The sequence below is a fragment of the Eggerthella hominis genome, from assembly GCF_014287365.1.
Classification (GTDB): Bacteria; Actinomycetota; Coriobacteriia; order Coriobacteriales; family Eggerthellaceae; genus Eggerthella; species Eggerthella guodeyinii.
The window spans coordinates 204,540-221,525 of the sequence record NZ_JACOOA010000001.1 but is presented as its reverse complement, the minus strand read 5'-3'; the positions used below and the strand labels follow the sequence as shown (position 1 = coordinate 221,525).

At 69.3% G+C, this 16,986-nt stretch carries 13 protein-coding genes; 2 read left to right on the top strand and 11 right to left on the bottom strand.

What is annotated here, in order from left to right:
• The 7 genes from H8S61_RS01015 to H8S61_RS00985 all read right to left on the bottom strand — a co-directional run bounded on the left by H8S61_RS01015 (nucleotide 1) and on the right by H8S61_RS00985 (nucleotide 11,756).
• Nucleotides 1–957, bottom strand: a complete 957-nt coding sequence (locus H8S61_RS01015) for a DUF1848 domain-containing protein (protein WP_186937633.1) — start codon at nucleotides 955–957, stop codon at nucleotides 1–3.
• Nucleotides 954–1,871 (bottom strand): alcohol dehydrogenase, encoded by a 918-nt coding sequence (locus H8S61_RS01010; RefSeq protein ID WP_186937632.1) that lies wholly within the window; start codon nucleotides 1,869–1,871, stop codon nucleotides 954–956. Before H8S61_RS01010 ends, H8S61_RS01015 begins: the two co-directional genes overlap by 4 nt.
• A gap of 99 nt (nucleotides 1,872–1,970) precedes the next feature.
• Nucleotides 1,971–2,501, bottom strand: coding sequence for a GNAT family N-acetyltransferase (locus tag H8S61_RS01005; protein ID WP_160941686.1), 531 nt, complete (start codon nucleotides 2,499–2,501; stop codon nucleotides 1,971–1,973).
• Between the two features lie 80 nt (nucleotides 2,502–2,581).
• Complete coding sequence (locus tag H8S61_RS01000) at nucleotides 2,582–4,174, bottom strand: GNAT family N-acetyltransferase (RefSeq protein ID WP_186937631.1); 1,593 nt, start codon at nucleotides 4,172–4,174, stop codon at nucleotides 2,582–2,584.
• 184 nt (nucleotides 4,175–4,358) lie between these two features.
• A complete protein-coding gene (locus H8S61_RS00995) occupies nucleotides 4,359–5,897 on the bottom strand; it encodes a GNAT family N-acetyltransferase (protein WP_186937630.1) in 1,539 nt (512 codons plus the stop codon).
• Nucleotides 5,898–6,530: 633 nt separating this feature from the next.
• The gene (gene uvrA / locus H8S61_RS00990) at nucleotides 6,531–9,422 is read right to left on the bottom strand and encodes an excinuclease ABC subunit UvrA (protein WP_186937629.1); all 2,892 of its coding nucleotides are present in this window, start codon (nucleotides 9,420–9,422) and stop codon (nucleotides 6,531–6,533) included.
• Between the two features lie 174 nt (nucleotides 9,423–9,596).
• Nucleotides 9,597–11,756, bottom strand: coding sequence for a PTS sugar transporter subunit IIC/EAL domain-containing protein (locus H8S61_RS00985; protein ID WP_186937628.1), 2,160 nt, complete (start codon nucleotides 11,754–11,756; stop codon nucleotides 9,597–9,599).
• A 215-nt stretch (nucleotides 11,757–11,971) separates the two neighbouring features.
• On the opposite strand from H8S61_RS00985, the gene H8S61_RS00980 reads away from it, so the two are divergent.
• The gene (locus H8S61_RS00980; protein WP_154333930.1) at nucleotides 11,972–12,322 is read left to right on the top strand and encodes a nitrous oxide-stimulated promoter family protein; all 351 of its coding nucleotides are present in this window, start codon (nucleotides 11,972–11,974) and stop codon (nucleotides 12,320–12,322) included.
• Nucleotides 12,323–12,345: 23 nt separating this feature from the next.
• Here the strand turns inward: H8S61_RS00980 and H8S61_RS00975 are convergent, their stop codons facing one another.
• On the bottom strand, nucleotides 12,346–13,035 hold the full coding sequence (locus H8S61_RS00975; protein ID WP_186937627.1) for a CpsD/CapB family tyrosine-protein kinase: 690 nt from the start codon (nucleotides 13,033–13,035) through the stop codon (nucleotides 12,346–12,348).
• 173 nt (nucleotides 13,036–13,208) lie between these two features.
• Between H8S61_RS00975 and H8S61_RS00970 the strand changes: the two genes are divergently transcribed.
• A complete protein-coding gene (locus H8S61_RS00970; RefSeq protein ID WP_412842367.1) occupies nucleotides 13,209–13,397 on the top strand; it encodes a helix-turn-helix domain-containing protein in 189 nt (62 codons plus the stop codon).
• A 244-nt stretch (nucleotides 13,398–13,641) separates the two neighbouring features.
• On the opposite strand, the gene H8S61_RS00965 is transcribed toward H8S61_RS00970, so the two are convergent.
• From H8S61_RS00965 to H8S61_RS00955, 3 genes are read right to left on the bottom strand one after another with little or no spacing between them, the layout of a single operon-like run.
• A complete protein-coding gene (locus tag H8S61_RS00965; protein ID WP_186937626.1) occupies nucleotides 13,642–13,824 on the bottom strand; it encodes a hypothetical protein in 183 nt (60 codons plus the stop codon).
• Nucleotides 13,825–13,877: 53 nt separating this feature from the next.
• Nucleotides 13,878–16,070 (bottom strand): FtsX-like permease family protein, encoded by a 2,193-nt coding sequence (locus H8S61_RS00960; RefSeq protein WP_186937625.1) that lies wholly within the window; start codon nucleotides 16,068–16,070, stop codon nucleotides 13,878–13,880.
• Nucleotides 16,060–16,899: an ABC transporter ATP-binding protein gene (locus H8S61_RS00955; RefSeq protein WP_154333934.1), complete on the bottom strand. Its 840-nt coding sequence runs from the start codon at nucleotides 16,897–16,899 to the stop codon at nucleotides 16,060–16,062. The genes H8S61_RS00960 and H8S61_RS00955 overlap by 11 nt, the downstream gene beginning before the upstream one ends.
• Nucleotides 16,900–16,986: the final 87 nt, after the last annotated feature.

The following is a 16,986-nucleotide window of genomic DNA, read 5'->3' as shown; positions in this document are numbered from 1 at the left end:
TCAGAACAGCCGCGGCGGCGCATCGGGCAGCTTGGCCGCGGCACGCTCCACCACCGTGTCGTCGGGCCCCGGCTCGTCGCAGAGCATCGGCGACGCCGGGTCGTAGCGCCGCAAGCGCCAAGGATCGGCCGCCCCGTGCGCCGCGGCCGCCGTGCCGGGGTTCGCGTAGCAGTACACGCACCCGTTCGCGCACGTGTCGTACGTGCCGATGTCCACGCTCGGCGCGCAGCGGCAGGCTCCCCGCCGCCCGGCGCCCGAAGCGCGCCCCGCCCGCACGCCCGCGATGCGCTCCACGAGCGCCGCGTCGATGCAGCCCGCCCGCGCCAGCCCCGCGTCGTCGAGCGCCCCGTCCCCGCATCCGCCCACGTCGATGCCGTGCGCGGCCCCCAGCTCGGCCAGCCGCAGCGCCAGCGCGGCCTTCTCCCCGTCCGGCACGCCCGCGAGCCCGAGCGCCGCCATGCGCCCGGCGATCTTCGGGTACGTGTCGAGGAAGCCGATGCGGCAGGCCCGCGTGCTGCCCTCGAGGCGCGCGGCGAACGCGTCGAACCAATGCAGGTGGTGCGCGATGTCGTAGGGCCCGCCCACGAGGATGGGGCTGTAGCGCCACACGACGCGCTCCGGGCCGAGCGCGTCCGCGAGCGCGCGGAACGTGTCGAGCAGCTGCGCCTTGCGCGGCAGGCCCGCCTCCACGTCGGATCCGTAGGCGTTGAGCGTGAACTGCACGAAGTAGGGCGCCGGCGCCGCGCGGTCCAGCTCGTCCTTGCGCGCGAGCAAGACGGCGGGGTTCTTCGTCCAGAACGCGATGCAGTCCACCGCGTCGGGAGCCAGGCTCACGCGGCTCACCTGCGTGCGCACCATCGGGTTGCGCACGAGCGCGAAGCCCTCCTCGAAGCGCCTGAGCAGCCAATCGAAATGGAACCGCGGGATGTCGGTCCTCCTCGACGCGCCGACGATCACAGCTCTTCGATGACCTTCGCCGACACGACGTTGCTGGGAGAGATGAGGATGGTGCCCACCTTGCCCACCTCGGGGGCGTCCACGTAGAACGTGCCGTCGATGGTCTCGCCCATCACGAACAGGTCCTCGTCCTGGGTGGATACGACGATGTCGATGCCCGAGGCGCCCTCGACGTAGGCCTTGTCGGGCGTGATGGCCACGATGAAGTCCACCTTGTGCGCGGCGAAGTACGCCACCTGCTTCTCGAGGGCGCGCACCGTGGTGGGCTCGGTCACGCTGAACACGCCGAAGCGGTGGTCGCCCTTCTTGAGGATAGTGCCCTCGCCGTACTGATCGAGGTCGACGGTGTCGAGGGAGAACACGGTGGCCTTCTTGTCCTCGTAGCTCCTCTGGGCCTCGGCCACGGTCACGCCCGGCTTGGCCTTCGCGGACGTCCCGTTCGCAAGCGTGCCCGTGCCCGTGCCCGCGCTCGAGCTTGCGCCGGCATCGGCATCGGCATCGGCGGCGCCGTCGGTGCCGTCGGCGGCGTCCCGTTCGGGAAGCCCTTCCTCGGCGGCGCTGCGCTCCTTCGACGCGGACTCCTCCGCCTCGTGCTCGTTGCGCTCGGGATCCTTCGACTCGCCGGCCTCGGGGGAGGCGGCGTCGGCCACGTCGGCGGCCTTCGCGCCCGAGCTTGCGCCCGCATCCGCGCCCGCGCCGCTCGCGCCCTTCTCGTCGACCGCCTTCGGCACGGCGGTGCCCTCGTACACGATGGCCGTGTAGCCGTCCATGCTTCCGAAGGTGTCGTCGATGTTCGACGCGGCCACGTTCCAGGAATGCCCGGCAATCAGGTACCATCCCAAGCCGAAAAGGCTCAGCACGATAAGGGCGGCGAACACCGCCAATGCTATTTTCTCGCGTGATTGGACCGACATAGTGACCTGTATTATACCCCTCGTCGCGGATACGTCGCCCACGCTGCGCGAGCGACAGAATTTCGACAGGAAGCGGGGAGGGAACGCCCGGGCGATCGGCTACACGAGCCGCTCGTACGCGATGCGCTCGGGCGTTCCCTCCTCGGCGTGGGCGATGTAGATGACGCCGCACTGCGCGTACCCGGCCTTCTCCAGCAGCCCGCGCATGGGCGCGTTGCCGGGATGCGTGTCGATGCGCACGCTCGCGCTCCCGTTCGCGCGCGCGAGGTCCTCGGCCCGGGCCAGTAGGAAGGTCGCCGCGCCCCGGTTCTTGCCGTCCGACGCCACGGCCACGCGGTGCACCACGCCGTAGGTCGGGCGGTCGGACGAGCACGAGGTGAGCCAGGCCCCCTCGTCGATGCGATCGTAGTCGCGCTCGCCCGCGAAGCCGACCATGGCGGTGGCGATGATGCGCCCGCCGTCCTCCACCACGTACGACTCGCCGCGCGCCACGTCGGCCTCGATGACGGCGCGGTGCGGGTAGCCGCCCTGCCACTGGTCGATGCCGAGCGCGGCCAGCGAGGCCCGCCCGTCGGCGAGGATGGTCATGATGCGATCGATATCGCATGCGCAGGTTCTGCGAAATTGCACAGGAGGTTCTCTTTCTTCTCAGTTTTCTTCTCAGATCGTTCGGTGCGGAGGGGTGCGCGGCGCGCGGAAGGCCCGAGGGGCTACCACACGCGCTCGAACACGGCGCGGCGTTTGACGCGGCCGAGGCGGGAATGGATCTCGACGTTGCCGCAGAACTCGTAGCCGTACGAGAGGAGCAGCTCGTGCATGGGGAGGTTGTCCTCGTAGATGTCGCAGCAGATGCTGACCTTCCCCGCGTCCTTGGCGATGCGCTCCGCGGTCCCCAGGATGTAGCCGCCCACGCCGCGTCTTCGCGCGTCGGCCGCCACGGTCACCCAATGGAGCGCCGCGTACGCGGGATCGTCGGGCGAGGAGGGCTCCGTGGCCCACTTCGCGCCCGTCATGTGCGCGTAGGCGGGATCGCCCTGCGGGTTGAGCGCGAACATGCCGATGATGCGGCCCTCGTCGGCCGGGGCGCCCGCGCCCTCGGCGTCGCTCGACGAGGCCACCACGACGTAGGTCTTCCCTTCGTCGATCGAGCGCATGAGGCGGCGCGCGGAGGGGTACTTCTTGAGGCCCTCCTTGATGCCGAGCTTCGCCATCGCCCGATGGCCGTCCTCCAGCAGCGCCTTCGCGCGCTCGAAGTCGTCGCGCGTGGCGCGGCGCGCCTTGTAGTAGCCCAGCTCGGTGGCGCGTCCCTGGAACGGGGGCAGGTCGTAGGCGGCGCCCTCGTAGGCCGCCGCGCCGCCCGAGCCCTCCTCGCGCTCGGTGACGAGGAACACCATGCCGATGATCATGGCGCAGCCGACGACGTCGACGACGCCCACCGGCGTGCCCAGCCACACGGCCGAGATCACCGTGGCCGACACGGGCTCGACGCAGCCGACGAGGCCCGCGCGCACGGGGCCCGCGTCGGTGATGCCCTGCAGGTAGAACAGGTAGGCGGCGAACGTGCCCACGATGACCATGGCGAACATGACCCCGGCGAGCGCGGGCGACACGTCGACGGGGATGGTCCAGGGCTGCACCGCCACGGTGGCCACGCAGCCGCCGATGAGCATGGCGAGGCCCGTCACGATGAAGCTGCCCCACTTCTCCAGCACCTTGCCGGGAAGCAGCGTGTAGAACGCGAGCGCGAAGGCCGAGACGATGCCCCAGAACAAGCCTTCGGCCGGAATGGCGAGCGACCCGAGGTTGCCCTTCGTGGCGATGAGCACGGTGCCGCCGATGGCGAGCACGAGCCCGACGGCCTCGCGGGCGCGCGGCAGACGCTTCATGCGCAGGCACACGTAGGCCATGATGACGATGAGGCCGAGGCGCTCGAGCACGGTGCCGGTGCCCGCGTTCGTGTAGGAGATGGCCGACAGGTAGCTCACCTGGGTCAGCAGCACGCCCAGCAGCGAGAACGCCGCGATGCGCCCGAGCGAGCGCGCGTCGCGCAGGGCGGCCAGCAGGTTCCGCGGCTCGCGCACGGCGCACACCACGAGGAAGATGAGCGCGGCCAGCAGCAGGCGCACGCAGGTGATCCAGGCGACGGGGACGCCGAAGCCGCTCGTCATGAGCTGGGCGCAGGTGCCCGAGAAGCCCCAGCATATGCCGCCGAGCGCCGCGAAGACGATACCGCGAACCACGTGGTTTCCCTGCGCGACGGCGCCGCCGTACTGCTTGGGGGTAGATGCGACCGTCTGACCCACGCTTCCTCCTCCCGTCGACCCTGCGCAGCGGGGCGCCCGGCGGCCCGCTCGCGAGCTGCCCGCCACGTTGCATCAGCGCATTGTCGCATGTCTGGGCGGCGCGGTAAAGATGTTTTGCAAGAGTTTTGCCCACGATTTGGGCAGGCGATCAAAACGCCACGTCAAGAGGTGAATACTCCCCTTCTCAGCGCAGCAATCGCTCGTAGCCCACGCGGCGTTTCTCGCGGCCAAACACGTCCTTGATCACGATGGTGCCGCAGCGCTCGTAGCCGTGCTTCTCGAGGAGGTTCTGCATGGGCTCGTTCAGCTCGTACACGTCGGCGCGGATGCTCGCCCGGCCGCCGGCGCGGGCGATCTGGTCGGCCTTGTCGAGGATGAACATGCCCACGCCGCGGCGGCGCGCCGGGTAGTCCACGGCCACCCAGTGCAGCTCGGCGTAGGGCTGCGGCTGCGCGGACGTGTCGGTGAGCCATGCGCCGTCGATGGGGCGCTCATAGTTCTTGTCGGGCGAGAACGACACGGCGAACAGGGCGATCATGTGGCCGTGGGCGTCCTCGATGACGTGCGTCGTGGAGTTCTTGATGCTGTGCATGAGGCGGCGCGCCGACGGGTACTTCTTGCTGCGGCCCTCGTCGATGCCGAGCTCCGCGAACGTTTGGTGCCCCACGTCCAAGAGCGCGGCAGCGCGCTCGAAGTCCTCGCGCTCGGCGGGGCGGCTCGTGTAGTAGCCCAGCACCGACGCGCGGCCGGCGAACAGCGGTGGATCGTCGTCGTAGGCGTCCGCGAGCGCGGTCTCGCCCGCCGCGGCCGGCTCCGCCTTCGGCTCGCGCTCGGTGACGAGGAGGATCATGACCACGATGAGCGCGCATCCCGCGAGGTCCCAGGCGCTCACCGGCGTGTGGAGCCACGCGAGCGCGAGGATCATGGCCGAGACGGGCTCGACGCAGCACAGGAGGCTCGCCTTGACGGGGCCGGCGTCGTTCACGCCCTGCAGGTACAGCATGTAGGCGCCCAGCGTGCCCACGATGACGATGGCCACGAGCGCGGCGATGCCGCCGAGCGGCAGGTTCACCGGCATGGTCCACGGCTGCACCACCACCGAGGCGGCCGAGCCGCCGAACAGCATGGCGAGGCCCGTCACCAGCATGGAGCCCCACTTCTTCAGCACGCGCACCGGCATGAGGGTGTAGAAGGTCAGCGCGACGGCCGACACGAGACCCCAGGCCAGGCCCTCGGCGGGGATGGCAAGCTGGTCGATCTCGCCCTGCGTGGCGATGATCAGCATGCCGCCCAGCGCGAGCACGAGGCCGGCCGCCTCGCGCAGGCGCGGCAGGCGCTTGGCGCGCACGCACACGTACAGCATGATGAGCACGAGGCCCACCTGCTCGATGGTGGTGCCCACGCCCGCGCTCGTGTACGAGATGGCGTTCAAGTAGCTGAGCTGGGTGAGCAGCACGCCGAAGATGGCGAAGGCCGCGATCTGCACGAGCGAGCGCCAGTCGCGGAACACCGCCACGAGGTCGCGCCAGTTGCGCACCGCGGTGAGGAACAGGAAGAACACGGCGGCGATCACCATGCGCACGCAGGTGATCCACGTGGCGGGAGCGCCGTAGTCGTTCATGAGCAGCTGGGCGCACGTGCCCGAGAAGCCCCAGCAGATGCCGCCCGCAAGAGCGCACACGACACCGCGCGCAACATGGCGGTTCCCCGCCGCCGCTGCCATTTCCGCCACCTTGATCGAACCCACTTCCCGCACGCGATCGCCCACCCGATATCAACAAAGCCGGGGCATTGTCGCACGTCCCGAGCGCGCGGTAAAGGGGTTTCAGGTAAGATTCGGGCAAAGACCAGCGGGCGGCCCGGCAAACGCGCGGCGCCGCGGGGCCGCCGGGCGCGCCTCCCGTGCGCAGTTCTCGCCCACCTGTTGCGGATCCGGGCCCATGCCTTCCCGATTGCGAACGTTTCCCCAGGTCGCCTTTCGCCGTCGCGTTCCCACCTCCCCATGTGCGGAAAAATCCGACTTTTGGCAATCCTCTTCCTCGTTTCGCCGTCGCAGGACGCCGCCGTCGCGATCTCGGGCGGCGAAGCCCCAGGTCGGAGTTTTCCGCTTGCGGGAAACCGGGGGGGTCGATTGCCAAAAGTCGGATTTTTCCGCATGCAGGGGAGCCCGAAACGGACAGTATGCGCCAAACAGAGGACCAGAACAGATGTTTCACGTGAAACATCCGGGAGGAGGGGGCCGCGCCTGCGAACCAGCGGTTCCCAGCCCGCCGCGCCATGGGCGCGGCTGGAGCGCCCGGGTCCCGGGCGCTCCAGCCGCGACGTTTCCGGCCCGCCGCCCGGGACGCCGCAACCTCTACAGCCGGCCGTCCTCCAGCATCTTCTTCACGAAGGCGCCGGTGTAGCTGCCCTCCACCTCGGCGACTTCCTCCGGGGTGCCCTGGGCCACCACGGTGCCGCCGCGCTCGCCGCCCTCGGGGCCGAGGTCGATGATGCGGTCGGCGCACTTGATGACGTCGAGGTTGTGCTCGATGACCAGCACCGTGTTGCCCGCGTCAACGAGGCGCTGCAGCACGATGAGCAGCTGGCGCACGTCCTCGAAGTGCAGGCCCGTGGTGGGCTCGTCGAGGATGTAGAACGTCTTGCCCGTCTGGCGGCGCTGCAGCTCGCTCGACAGCTTCACGCGCTGCGCCTCGCCGCCCGACAGCGTCGTGGCCGGCTGCCCGAGACGGATGTAGCCCAGGCCCACGTCGAACAGCGTCTGCAGCTTGCGCTTGATGCCGGGGATGTTCTCGAAGAACACGAGCGCGTCCTCCACGGTCATGTCCAGCACTTCGGCGATGTTCTTGCCGCGGTACGTCACCTGCAGCGTCTCGCGGTTGTAGCGCGCGCCGCCGCACACCTCGCACGGCACGTAGATGTCGGGCAGGAAGTGCATCTCGATCTTGATCTGGCCGTCGCCCTTGCACGCCTCGCAGCGGCCGCCGTTCACGTTGAACGAGAAGCGGCCCGGCGAGTAGCCGCGGGCCTTCGACTCCTGCGTGGAGGCGAACAGCGCGCGGATGTCGTCCCACAGCCCGATGTAGGTGGCCGGGTTCGAGCGCGGCGTGCGGCCGATGGGGCTCTGGTCGATGTTGATGACCTTGTCGATCTTGTCGAGGCCGGTGATCTTCTTGTACGCGCCCGTGCGGCGGTGCGCATGGTTCACGCGGTTCGCCAGCGCCGGGGCCAGCGTGTCGGTGACCAGCGAGCTCTTGCCCGAGCCGGACACGCCCGTCACCACGGTGAGCGTGCCGAAGGGCACCTCGAGCGTGACGTTGTGCAGGTTGTTCTCGGTGGCGCCCGTCAGCTTGAGCGACCCGCGGCGCGGCTTGCGGCGCTTCTCGGGCACCTCGATGCGGCGGCGGCCCGACAGGTAGTCGGCCGTCAGCGAGCCCGGGGCCTTCATGATCTCGTCGGGCGTGCCGATGGCCACGATCTCGCCGCCGTGCTCGCCCGCGCCCGGGCCCATGTCCACCACGAAGTCGGCGCTGCGGATGGTGTCCTCGTCGTGCTCGACCACGATGACGGTGTTGCCGAGGTCGCGCAGGCGCTCGAGCGTGGCGATGAGCCGCTCGTTGTCGCGCTGGTGCAGGCCGATGGAGGGTTCGTCGAGGATGTAGAGCACGCCCATGAGGCCCGCGCCGATCTGCGTGGCCAGGCGGATGCGCTGCGCCTCGCCGCCCGACAGCGTCGCCGTGGCGCGCTCGAGCGTGAGGTAGTCGAGCCCCACGTCCACGAGGAACTTGAGGCGCGCCTTGATCTCCTTCACGATGGGCCCGGCGATGTGCTCCTCCGCGCCGTGGAACGACAGGCCGTCGAAGAACGACAGCGAGTCGGCCGCGCTCATCTCGGTGACGTCGTGGATGGAGCGCTCGTTCACCGTGACGGCGAGGATCTCGGGCTTCAGGCGCTTGCCGCCGCAGGTCTGGCACGGCACGACGGCGAAGTAGCTGGCCAGCTTCTCGCGCTGCGCGTCCGACTGCGCCTCCTGGTAGCGGCGCTGCACCGCGGCCAGCGCGCCCTCCCACTCGATGTACCAGTACGTCTCGCGCCCGTCCACCGTGACGTAGTCGACGCGCACCTTGTCCTTGCCCAGGCCCTCCAGCAGGCCCCGCTGCGCCTTCGCCGGCATGTCCTCCCACGGGGTGTCGGCGTCGGTGCCGAGGTGCGCGGCCACGGCGCGCAGCACCTGCGGGTAGTAGTTGCCGGTCTTGAACGGCGCGATGGCGCCCTCGTTGAGCGACAGCGACGGGTCGGGCACCACGAGCGAGGCGTCCACCTCCTCGCGGCTGCCGATGCCGAGGCAGTCGGGGCAGGCGCCGTAGGGCGCGTTGAAGGAGAAGTCGCGCGGCTGCAGCTCGTCCATGGAATGGCCGTGCTCGGGGCACGCCAGCGCGAGCGAGAAGATGTGCTCGCCCTCGCCCAGGCCGCCCTTCGCGCCGCTCGACTGGCCGCCGGCCTCGCCGAGCGGCTGGCCGTCATCGCCGAGCACCTGCACGAGCACGCGCCCGTCGGCCAGCTTCGTGGCCAGCTCCACCGCCTCGGCGATGCGGCTCGTCGCGCTCGCTTTCAGCTGCACGCGGTCCACCACCACGTCGATGAAGTGCTTGATCTTCTTGTTGAGCGTGCGCGGCTCGCCGTCGAGCTTCACGATCTCGCCGTCGATACGCACGCGCGAGAAGCCCTCCTTCTGCAGGTCGGCGAACAGCTTCGTGAACTCGCCCTTGCGGCCCGTCACCACGGGCGCCATGATGATGGCCTTCGCGTCGGGCGCGAGCGCGAGGATCTCGTCGGTCACCTGGTCGGTGGTCTGCTTCTTGATGACGCGGCCGCACTCGGGGCAGTGCGGCACGCCCACGCGCGCGAACAGCAGGCGCAGGTAGTCGTAGATCTCGGTGGTGGTGCCCACCGTGGAGCGCGGGTTCTTGCTCGTGGTCTTCTGGTCGATGGACACCGCCGGCGACAGGCCGTCGATGCTGTCGAGGTCGGGCTTGGACATCTGCCCGAGGAACATGCGCGCGTAGCTCGACAGGCTCTCCACGTAGCGGCGCTGGCCCTCGGCGTACATCGTGTCGAACGCCAGCGACGACTTGCCGCTGCCCGACAGGCCCGTGATGACGACGAGCTCGTCGCGCGGAATGGTGAGGTCGATGTCCTTGAGGTTGTGCTCGCGGGCACCCTTGATGACGATGGCGTTCTGTCCCATGTGGCTTATCGCTCTTTCTATCGTTTGCAACCCGGCGCGACGCCGGAGGTGAATATGGCTACCGGGGAACTATCATTTCCGTGCAATCGCTCATTTTAGCGCAGTCCGACCACGGAAGCGGCAAAAACATCCGTTCGTCTGAATCGTTCAAATTCTGAGCACAAACTGTTCGATTCAGCGCGCGGAACGGGCCTGCCCGCAGTCCGCGCGCTCCCCCTCCGGCGCGAGCCGCACGCGTTCGACCATCTCGTCGAACGGCAGCGCGGGCGCGTACAGGTAGCCCTGGAAGAACGAGCACCCCAGCCGCTCCAGCAGGTCGCGCTGCTCGGCGGTTTCCACGTACTCGGCCAGCACGGTGAAGCCCAGCTGGCTCGACAGGCGCGTGATGGACGCCACGATGTCGGCGTAGCGCTCGTTCTCCAGTACGCCCTTCGCGATGGTGCCGTCCAGCTTCACCACGCTGAACACGCTCGTCTCGAGGTACTGGAACGACGTGCGCCCCATGGAGAAGTCGTCGATGGCCAGCGGGATGCCCGCGTCGACGAGCTGCTCGAGCAGCGCCGAGGCGCCGTCGTCCCAGCGCAGGGCCTCGCGCTCGGTGGCCTCCACCACCACGCGCCCGCCGTCGAGGCCGTGCGCGCGCACGCCGTCGATGATGAACCGCACGCCGCCGTCGCTTTGCAGCAGGCGCGCCGTGGCGTTGATGCTGACGCTGAACCGTTCGTGCACGGCGCCCGCATGGGCGAGCTGCTCGATGCGCGCCGCGTCGTCGAGCCCGCGCGCGAACACGGCCCGCTCGAGGTCGTCGAGCACGCCCATCTCCTGCGCCAGCTCGATGACGAGCGGCGGGTACACCATGCCGTACGCGGGATGCTCGAAGCGCAGGAGCGCCTCGGCGCCCACGGCGCGGCCCGCCGTGTCGAACTGGGGCTGGTAGCGCAGCGCGAACGCCCGCCGCTCGACGGCCGTGCGCACGTCCTCGGCGAGCGACGTCGCGAAGGCGCCCACGGCGCCCGGCAGCTCCGTCAGCTCGATGCCGACCCCCGCGCGCTCCGCGTCCATGAGCGCGTCCAGCAGCGCGCGGTACTCCTCGCGCTCGCGCTCGTCGGCCACGCGCTCGTAGCGCCGCAGGAACGGCAGGTAGATCGCCGCGCCCAGCACGATGCACGCCAGCTGCAGCACGCCGCCCGCCATCGACCCGGTGGCCAGGTAGCCGCCCACCACGGGCGGCGTGGTCCACGACACGTCCACGATCGTGGGCGGCACGATCCCCGCCGCCATGGCCGCGTAGGCGACCACCATGTTCACGAGCGGCACCGCGATGAACGGCACGAACAGCATGGGGTTCCACACCACGGGCAGGCCGAACAGCATGATCTCGCTCACATTGAACGCCATGGGCAGCGCCGCGAACGCCGACAGCCGCCGCACGTTGCGCCGCCGGCTGAACAGCAGGATGGCCACGAGCAGCGACAGCAGCGCGCCGGCCCCGCCGATGGAGGCGAACACGTCGAGGAACGTCTTCGTGACGATCTGCACCGGCTCGCCGCCCGCCGCGAGCGCCGCCGCGTTGGCCGCGGTGCCGGGCACGAAGATGCTTTGGGCCACGCCGTCCAGCATGTTGCCGCCGTGGATGCCGAAGAACCACATGACGTTGTTCATGAGCAGGTACAGAAGCCCGCTGCCCAGCGTCGCCGACGCCAGGGGGAACAGCGCGCTCACGCCGGCGAAGAACAGCTCCTCCACGCTGTCGACGTCGAACAGCATGGACACGGCGACGTTGGCGAAGGCGAACAGCGCCACGATGACGCCGATGGGCACGAGCGCGGTGAGGGCCTGGTTGAACACGCCGTCGATGCTGTCGCCGTAGCGGCGCTTGCGGCGCATGCGCACGAGGCGGCAGTAGATCACCGACGAGACGAGGCCGCACACGATGGCGATGAACAGCGAGCGGGTGCTGAGCACCACCTTGTCGAACCCGTCGGAGCCGAAGCCCACGAACATGAGGTACGACGCGAGCGCGGCGAACGGCGCGCCCTGCGTGAAGAAGTCGCCGTAGCGGCCGGCGTAGGCGTGCGCATAGCGCAGCGCGATGGCCACCGACACGTACAGCGAGAAGATGCCGAGCGTGGCCGCGTACGACACGTCGAAGAGGTTGCGGAACAGGGGCGTGGCGGCGAGGAAGTCCTGGTAGCCCGGCACTGGCAGGTTGAGGAAGATGAGGCTGAACGACCCGATGAGCACGACGGGGATCGTGAGGATGAGGCCTTGGCGGATCGCCTTGAACGCCATGACGTCCTCGACGCGCGCGAACCACGCGAGCACTGCGTTCACCTCGACCCCCTTCGATCCTGCGCGTTTGCAGGCGCCGCCCTTCCGAATGCGCTTTCGTAATTCTACGGTGCAAGGCACGCGAGGACAAGCAACGATTTCCCAAAAAACGGCGCGCCGCGCGCGTTCGCGGCCGCGGCGGCCGATTCGCGGGAAAATCACGCGTGCGCGCGCCCGCGGGTTCTGGTATCCTCGCGCTGAGACCACGGAGGAAGCATATGACCCAGCAGGACAGCCCAAAGACCGCCCAGCGCCGCGTTCGCGAGAAGCGCACCATCTCGCAGATGGTGGCGCTGTACTGCGCCGACAACCACGATGCGGCCGCCCGCACGGAAACCGCCCACTGCGGCGAGGCCGTGTGCCCCGACTGCGCGCGCATCGACGCCTACGCCGTGCTGCGCACCGAGCGCTGCCGCAAGATGGACGTGAAGACCTCGTGCGACGAGTGCGAGAACCACTGCTACAAGCCCGAGGAGCGCGAGCGCATCCGCGCCGTCATGCGCTACGCCGGCCCCCGCATGCTCAAGAAGCACCCCGTGGCCGCCATCCGCCACCTGCTGGGAAAGTAAGCGCCGCGCACCCTCGACGACCTCTACCCCTCGCGGTCCTCGTAGGCGGCGTAGTAGGACGACACGGCGGCGTCGCAGCAGTTCATGACCGTTCCCACCACGTTCGCGCCCGCCTTGCGCAGCTGGTCGGAGGCGCTCTCGACGCTCGCGCGCTCGGTGAACCCCTCGCGCACCACGAGCAGCGTCGCGTCGGCCGCCTGGGCGATGACGGCCGCGTCCACGAACGTGCCCACCGGCGGCGTGTCGATCACCACGTGGTCGTAGCGCGCGGCCAGGCAGCTGAGCAGCCGCCTGAAGCGCTCGGAGTCGAGGATGTCGACGGGGCTGGCCACGCCCGCCTCGGCGTCGAGGAAGTGCAGGCGGGGCTGGCGGGTGCCCACGATGGCCTGCCGCGGCTCCGCCTCGCCCATCACGACGGCGCAGAGCCCGACGGGCGCATGCGCCTCGAGCCTGCCCGCCAGCGAACGGCGGCGCAGGTCGCACTCCACGAGCAGCGTCCGCTTCCCCGAGGCGGCCATCACCTGCGCCAGCCCCACGGCCACCGTCGTCTTGCCCTCGTTCGGCACCGAGCTCGTCACCACGATCGTGCGCAGCGGCCTATCGACGCTCATGAACCCCAGGTTCGCGTACAGCGTGCTCATCGCGTTGCGCTGCTCCGGGCGCGTCGCGCCTTCCCGCGGGGACTTCAGCTTTTTCTTGAACATCTTCATCATCGATTCTCCGGGTCGCGCGGTCGGAAGCGCGGGCCGCGCGCCGGGCGGCGCGCCGCCTCTTACGTCCCGACAAACTTCACTCCACATCCTCCATACGGCTTCATATATGAAGCCGTATGGAGGATTATACCGAATAATCTGAACGAATGGATGCTGACAAGAAAAGAGCGCTCTTGGGAAGCGCGATACGCGAGCGACGGGAAGGCCAGAGCCTGTCGCAGCAGAAGCTCGCCCTCATGATCGGCAGCAGCAAATCGCACATCTGGCGCATCGAATCCGGGCGCGTGAGCGTGGGCCTCGACGACCTCGGCCGCATCGCCGACGCGCTCGACGTGCAGGTCCGCGACCTGTTCTCGTTCTAGCCGAGCGCCGTTCCGCGGCACGGCGTACGCGAAACGGCCCCGCCGGCCGAAGCCGACGGGGCCGTTCGTGCAAGGAGGGTCCCGCGACGCGCGAGAAAGCTCCCGCTCCTCACGGCGCACGGGCGCGCGGCGGGACCGGGCTTCTCCCGCCGCGCCCATCGCACGCCGCGTTCTGCGCGGATCGGCGCGGAGCGCGCCCGCCGGACCGCAAGCGAAGCCCCGCGCCCAGGGGCGCTCCGCCCCCTCAGCCTCCTTGCGTCAGCAGGAAGCCTCCGAAGCTCAGCGCGTACACGCCGAGGGCCGCGTACGTCCCGGGGCCCATCCTCCGCAGCCCGCGCACGCCGTGCTCGAGGACGGCGTGCGCCCCGGAGAGCAGCGCGACGCCCAACGCCGCAACCGACACCACCAGCAACGCGTTCGACACCATGGCTCCTCCCCTCTCGCGGCCGCGGCCCTCGTTCGGGCCGCGGGCCTCCTTCCCTAGCCCAGCAGCTTCTTGCCGAGCGAGGCGCGGATGATGCCTCGGCTGGCGTAGTACGTGACCAGGAGGTACGCGCCGTACACGACGCCCACCAGCACACCGGTCATCAGCGCGGGCTCGAGCACCGACACGCCCAGCTGCACGAGCACCGCGTCGCTGATGATGCCGACGGCGCACACGGTGTGGCACAAGGCCAGCGCGAGCGGCACGAGGAAGTACACGAGCACCTGCGCCCGCAGCGACCGGAAGATCATGCGGCGGTCGCAGCCGATCTCGGCGAGCACCTGGTAGCGCCCGAGCGAGTCGCTCGTCTCGGACAGCTGCTGGATGGCCAGGATGGCCGCCGTGGCGATGAGGAACACGAAGCCGATGTACAGCGCCAGGTACGAGATCATCAGGTTCATGCCGCTCGACTGGACGATCACCTCCTCGGCCGTGAACGACAGCGTCACGGGCCAGGGCTTCGGCGAGAACGCCCATCCGGACGCGGCGACCTCGGGGTTGGCGGGCGACGCCTCGCCGAGCATCTGCTGAAGCAGCTTGTCGCCCTCGGTGCGGCTCGTCTTGTACATGAGGTTGAGCAGGCTCTGGTCGGGCACGGCGCCCTGGGCGCGCAGGTCGGCGATCACCGAATCGGGCACGATGAACTCGGCCCCGCTCGCGGAGAACGCGGCGTCCTCGAGCGGCTGGCTGCGCAGCTCGCCCGTGGCCGTCAGGGTGCGCCCGCCTGCCTCGAGCGTCTCGCCCTCGCGCGAGACGGCTTCCGACAGCGCCTTCATGGCATCGAGCGTGTTGTTCACGGCGAAGCCGTCCTCGCCCAGGTCCACCGTGGGCCGTCCCGTCAGCTCGGCCAGCGCGTTGAACTGCGACTCGGCGATCAGCGTGACGCCCTGGCCGTGCAGCGCCTCGTTCTGCTTCTCGTTGCCCGTGTCGTGCCCGTAGCGGTCCATGAGCTCGCCGTACGACGCGTCGGCGCTCACGAAGGCGTCGATCTGGACGGAACGCTCGACCAGCTGGTCCCACGTCGGCGAGGAGTCCGCCAGCTTGGCGGCGATGTCCCAGCCGTAGGCCTCGGCGTCGGCGGTCACGGCGGCCGCCTTCTCGTCGGCGACCTGCTGGTACTCGCGATCCTCCTCGCTCATGCTCGCGAGCGCCTCCTCGTCGTGGACGCCGCCCGCGTTGAGGTACACGTTCGCCGTGAGCGTGGCGTCGTAGAGCGTGCCGTCCTCGACGTTGCCGCTGAAGGCGCGCGCCAGGCCCATCCCGGTGGAGAACACGGTGAGCGAGAAGAACAGCATGATGCACACCACCGACAGCGACACGAACGCGGTGTTCACCTTGCTGGCGATCTGGCGCATCGTGAACATGGCCAGGCCCTTGAAGTAGACGCCGCGCGTGCGCTCGATCACCGCGAGCGCGAAGCCCGCGAGCGACCAGAAGAACAGGAACGTGCCTACCACCATGAGCGCCGTGGCCCTCCAGAACCCCTCGTCGAACTGCAGGAGGCCGTTGTCGATAAGCGTGAGATACGCCCACGCGACCACGCCCACGGCCGCGACGAACGCGACGAGGCTGATCCACGGGTTGCGCACGCGGAAGCGCGCGTTCCTCGAGCGGGCCGACAGCAGGTCGATGAGCTTGTAGCGCCGGATGGACAGCGTGTTGAACAGCCCCGTCACGGCGAAGATGAGCACGAAGCAGCCGAGCGTCAGCAGGAAGGCGTCCGTGGAGAAGACGAAGCGGTACTGCGTCATCTGGATGTTGAACAGCCCCGCCGTCACGAACGACAGCCCCTGCGACAGCGCGAAGCCCAGCAGCAGCCCCACGACGAGCGACACGAGGCCCACCGCCACCGTCTCCATGAGCACGATGGCCGACACGCTGCGGGGGTTCATGCCCAGCATGAGGTACGTGCCGAACTCCTGCTTGCGCCGCCTGATGAGGAACCCGTTCGCGTACAGCACGAGGAATCCCAGCACGCAGGCGATGACCACGCTGAACATCCCCAGCATCTGCCCGGTCATGTCGAACACGCTGGCCGTGGCGGTGTCCTCGAGGTCGAACAGGATGGACTGGCTCGTCACCGAGTTGAACGCGTAGAACACCGCGACGCCGAACACGAGCGTGACGAAGTACACGCCGTAGTCCTTGACGGAGCGGCGTATGTTGCGGAAGGCGAGTTTAGCCAGCATCGCGCACGTCACCGCCCAAGAACGTCACCACTTCCATGATGCGGTTGAAGAAGTCCGTGCGGCTCGTGGCGCCGCGGCGGATCTCGTTGAACACCATGCCGTCCTTGATGAACAGGATGCGGCTGGCGAACGAGGCCGCGAACGAGTCGTGCGTGACCATCATGATGGTGGCGTGCAGGTCGGCGTTCATCATGGACAGGGTCTCGAGCATCACCGTCGCGCTGCGCGAGTCGAGCGCGCCGGTGGGCTCGTCGGCCAGCACGAGCTTCGGGTCGGCCACCATGGCGCGCGAGGCGGCGATGCGCTGCCGCTGCCCGCCCGACATCTGGTAGGGGTACTTGCCCAGCACCTCCTCCACGCCCAGCGTGCGCGCGATGGCCTGCACGCGCGGCTTGATGGTGGCGGTGGGCTCGCCCTTCACCGTCAGCGCGAGCGCGATGTTCTCGAAGCCGGTGAGGGTGTCCAGCAGGTTGGAGTCCTGGAAGATGAAGCCCAGGTCGTCGCGACGGAACTTCGCGAGCGCGCGGGAGCGCAGGCCCGTGATGTCGCGGCCGTCGACGAGGATGTGGCCGCTCGTCACGGTGTCGATGGTGGCCACGCAGTTGAGCAGCGTCGTCTTGCCGGAGCCCGACGGCCCCATGATACCCACGAACTCGCCGGGTGCCACGTCGAAGCTGATGTCGTTGATGGCGTGGGTGACGGAGTCGCGGTTGCCGTACACCTTCTCGATCTGGCGCACCGACAGGATGGGGCGGTTCCCCAGAGACGGGGCCGCGGCGCCCGAGCGCGCCGCCGGGTCGGTTTGCGGAGTCGCGTAGACTTCGGTCATGGTCGTGTCCTTCCTCGCTTGTTGGTCTGCGACCATGCTACGGCCCGGCGCGCCCGGGCGCCATCGAAGTGGGTGACGCGTACCTTA

Coding starts and splice junctions, on each gene's coding strand:
- H8S61_RS00995 (WP_186937630.1), bottom strand. CDS start 5,897: ATGGCAGCGGCGGCGGGGAACCGCCATGTTGCGCGCGGTGTCGTGTGC.
- H8S61_RS00980 (WP_154333930.1), top strand. CDS start 11,972: ATGACCCAGCAGGACAGCCCAAAGACCGCCCAGCGCCGCGTTCGCGAG.
- H8S61_RS00975 (WP_186937627.1), bottom strand. CDS start 13,035: ATGATGAAGATGTTCAAGAAAAAGCTGAAGTCCCCGCGGGAAGGCGCG.
- H8S61_RS01010 (WP_186937632.1), bottom strand. CDS start 1,871: ATGTCGGTCCAATCACGCGAGAAAATAGCATTGGCGGTGTTCGCCGCC.
- H8S61_RS00960 (WP_186937625.1), bottom strand. CDS start 16,070: ATGCTGGCTAAACTCGCCTTCCGCAACATACGCCGCTCCGTCAAGGAC.
- H8S61_RS00955 (WP_154333934.1), bottom strand. CDS start 16,899: ATGACCGAAGTCTACGCGACTCCGCAAACCGACCCGGCGGCGCGCTCG.
- uvrA (WP_186937629.1), bottom strand. CDS start 9,422: ATGGGACAGAACGCCATCGTCATCAAGGGTGCCCGCGAGCACAACCTC.
- H8S61_RS00965 (WP_186937626.1), bottom strand. CDS start 13,824: ATGGTGTCGAACGCGTTGCTGGTGGTGTCGGTTGCGGCGTTGGGCGTC.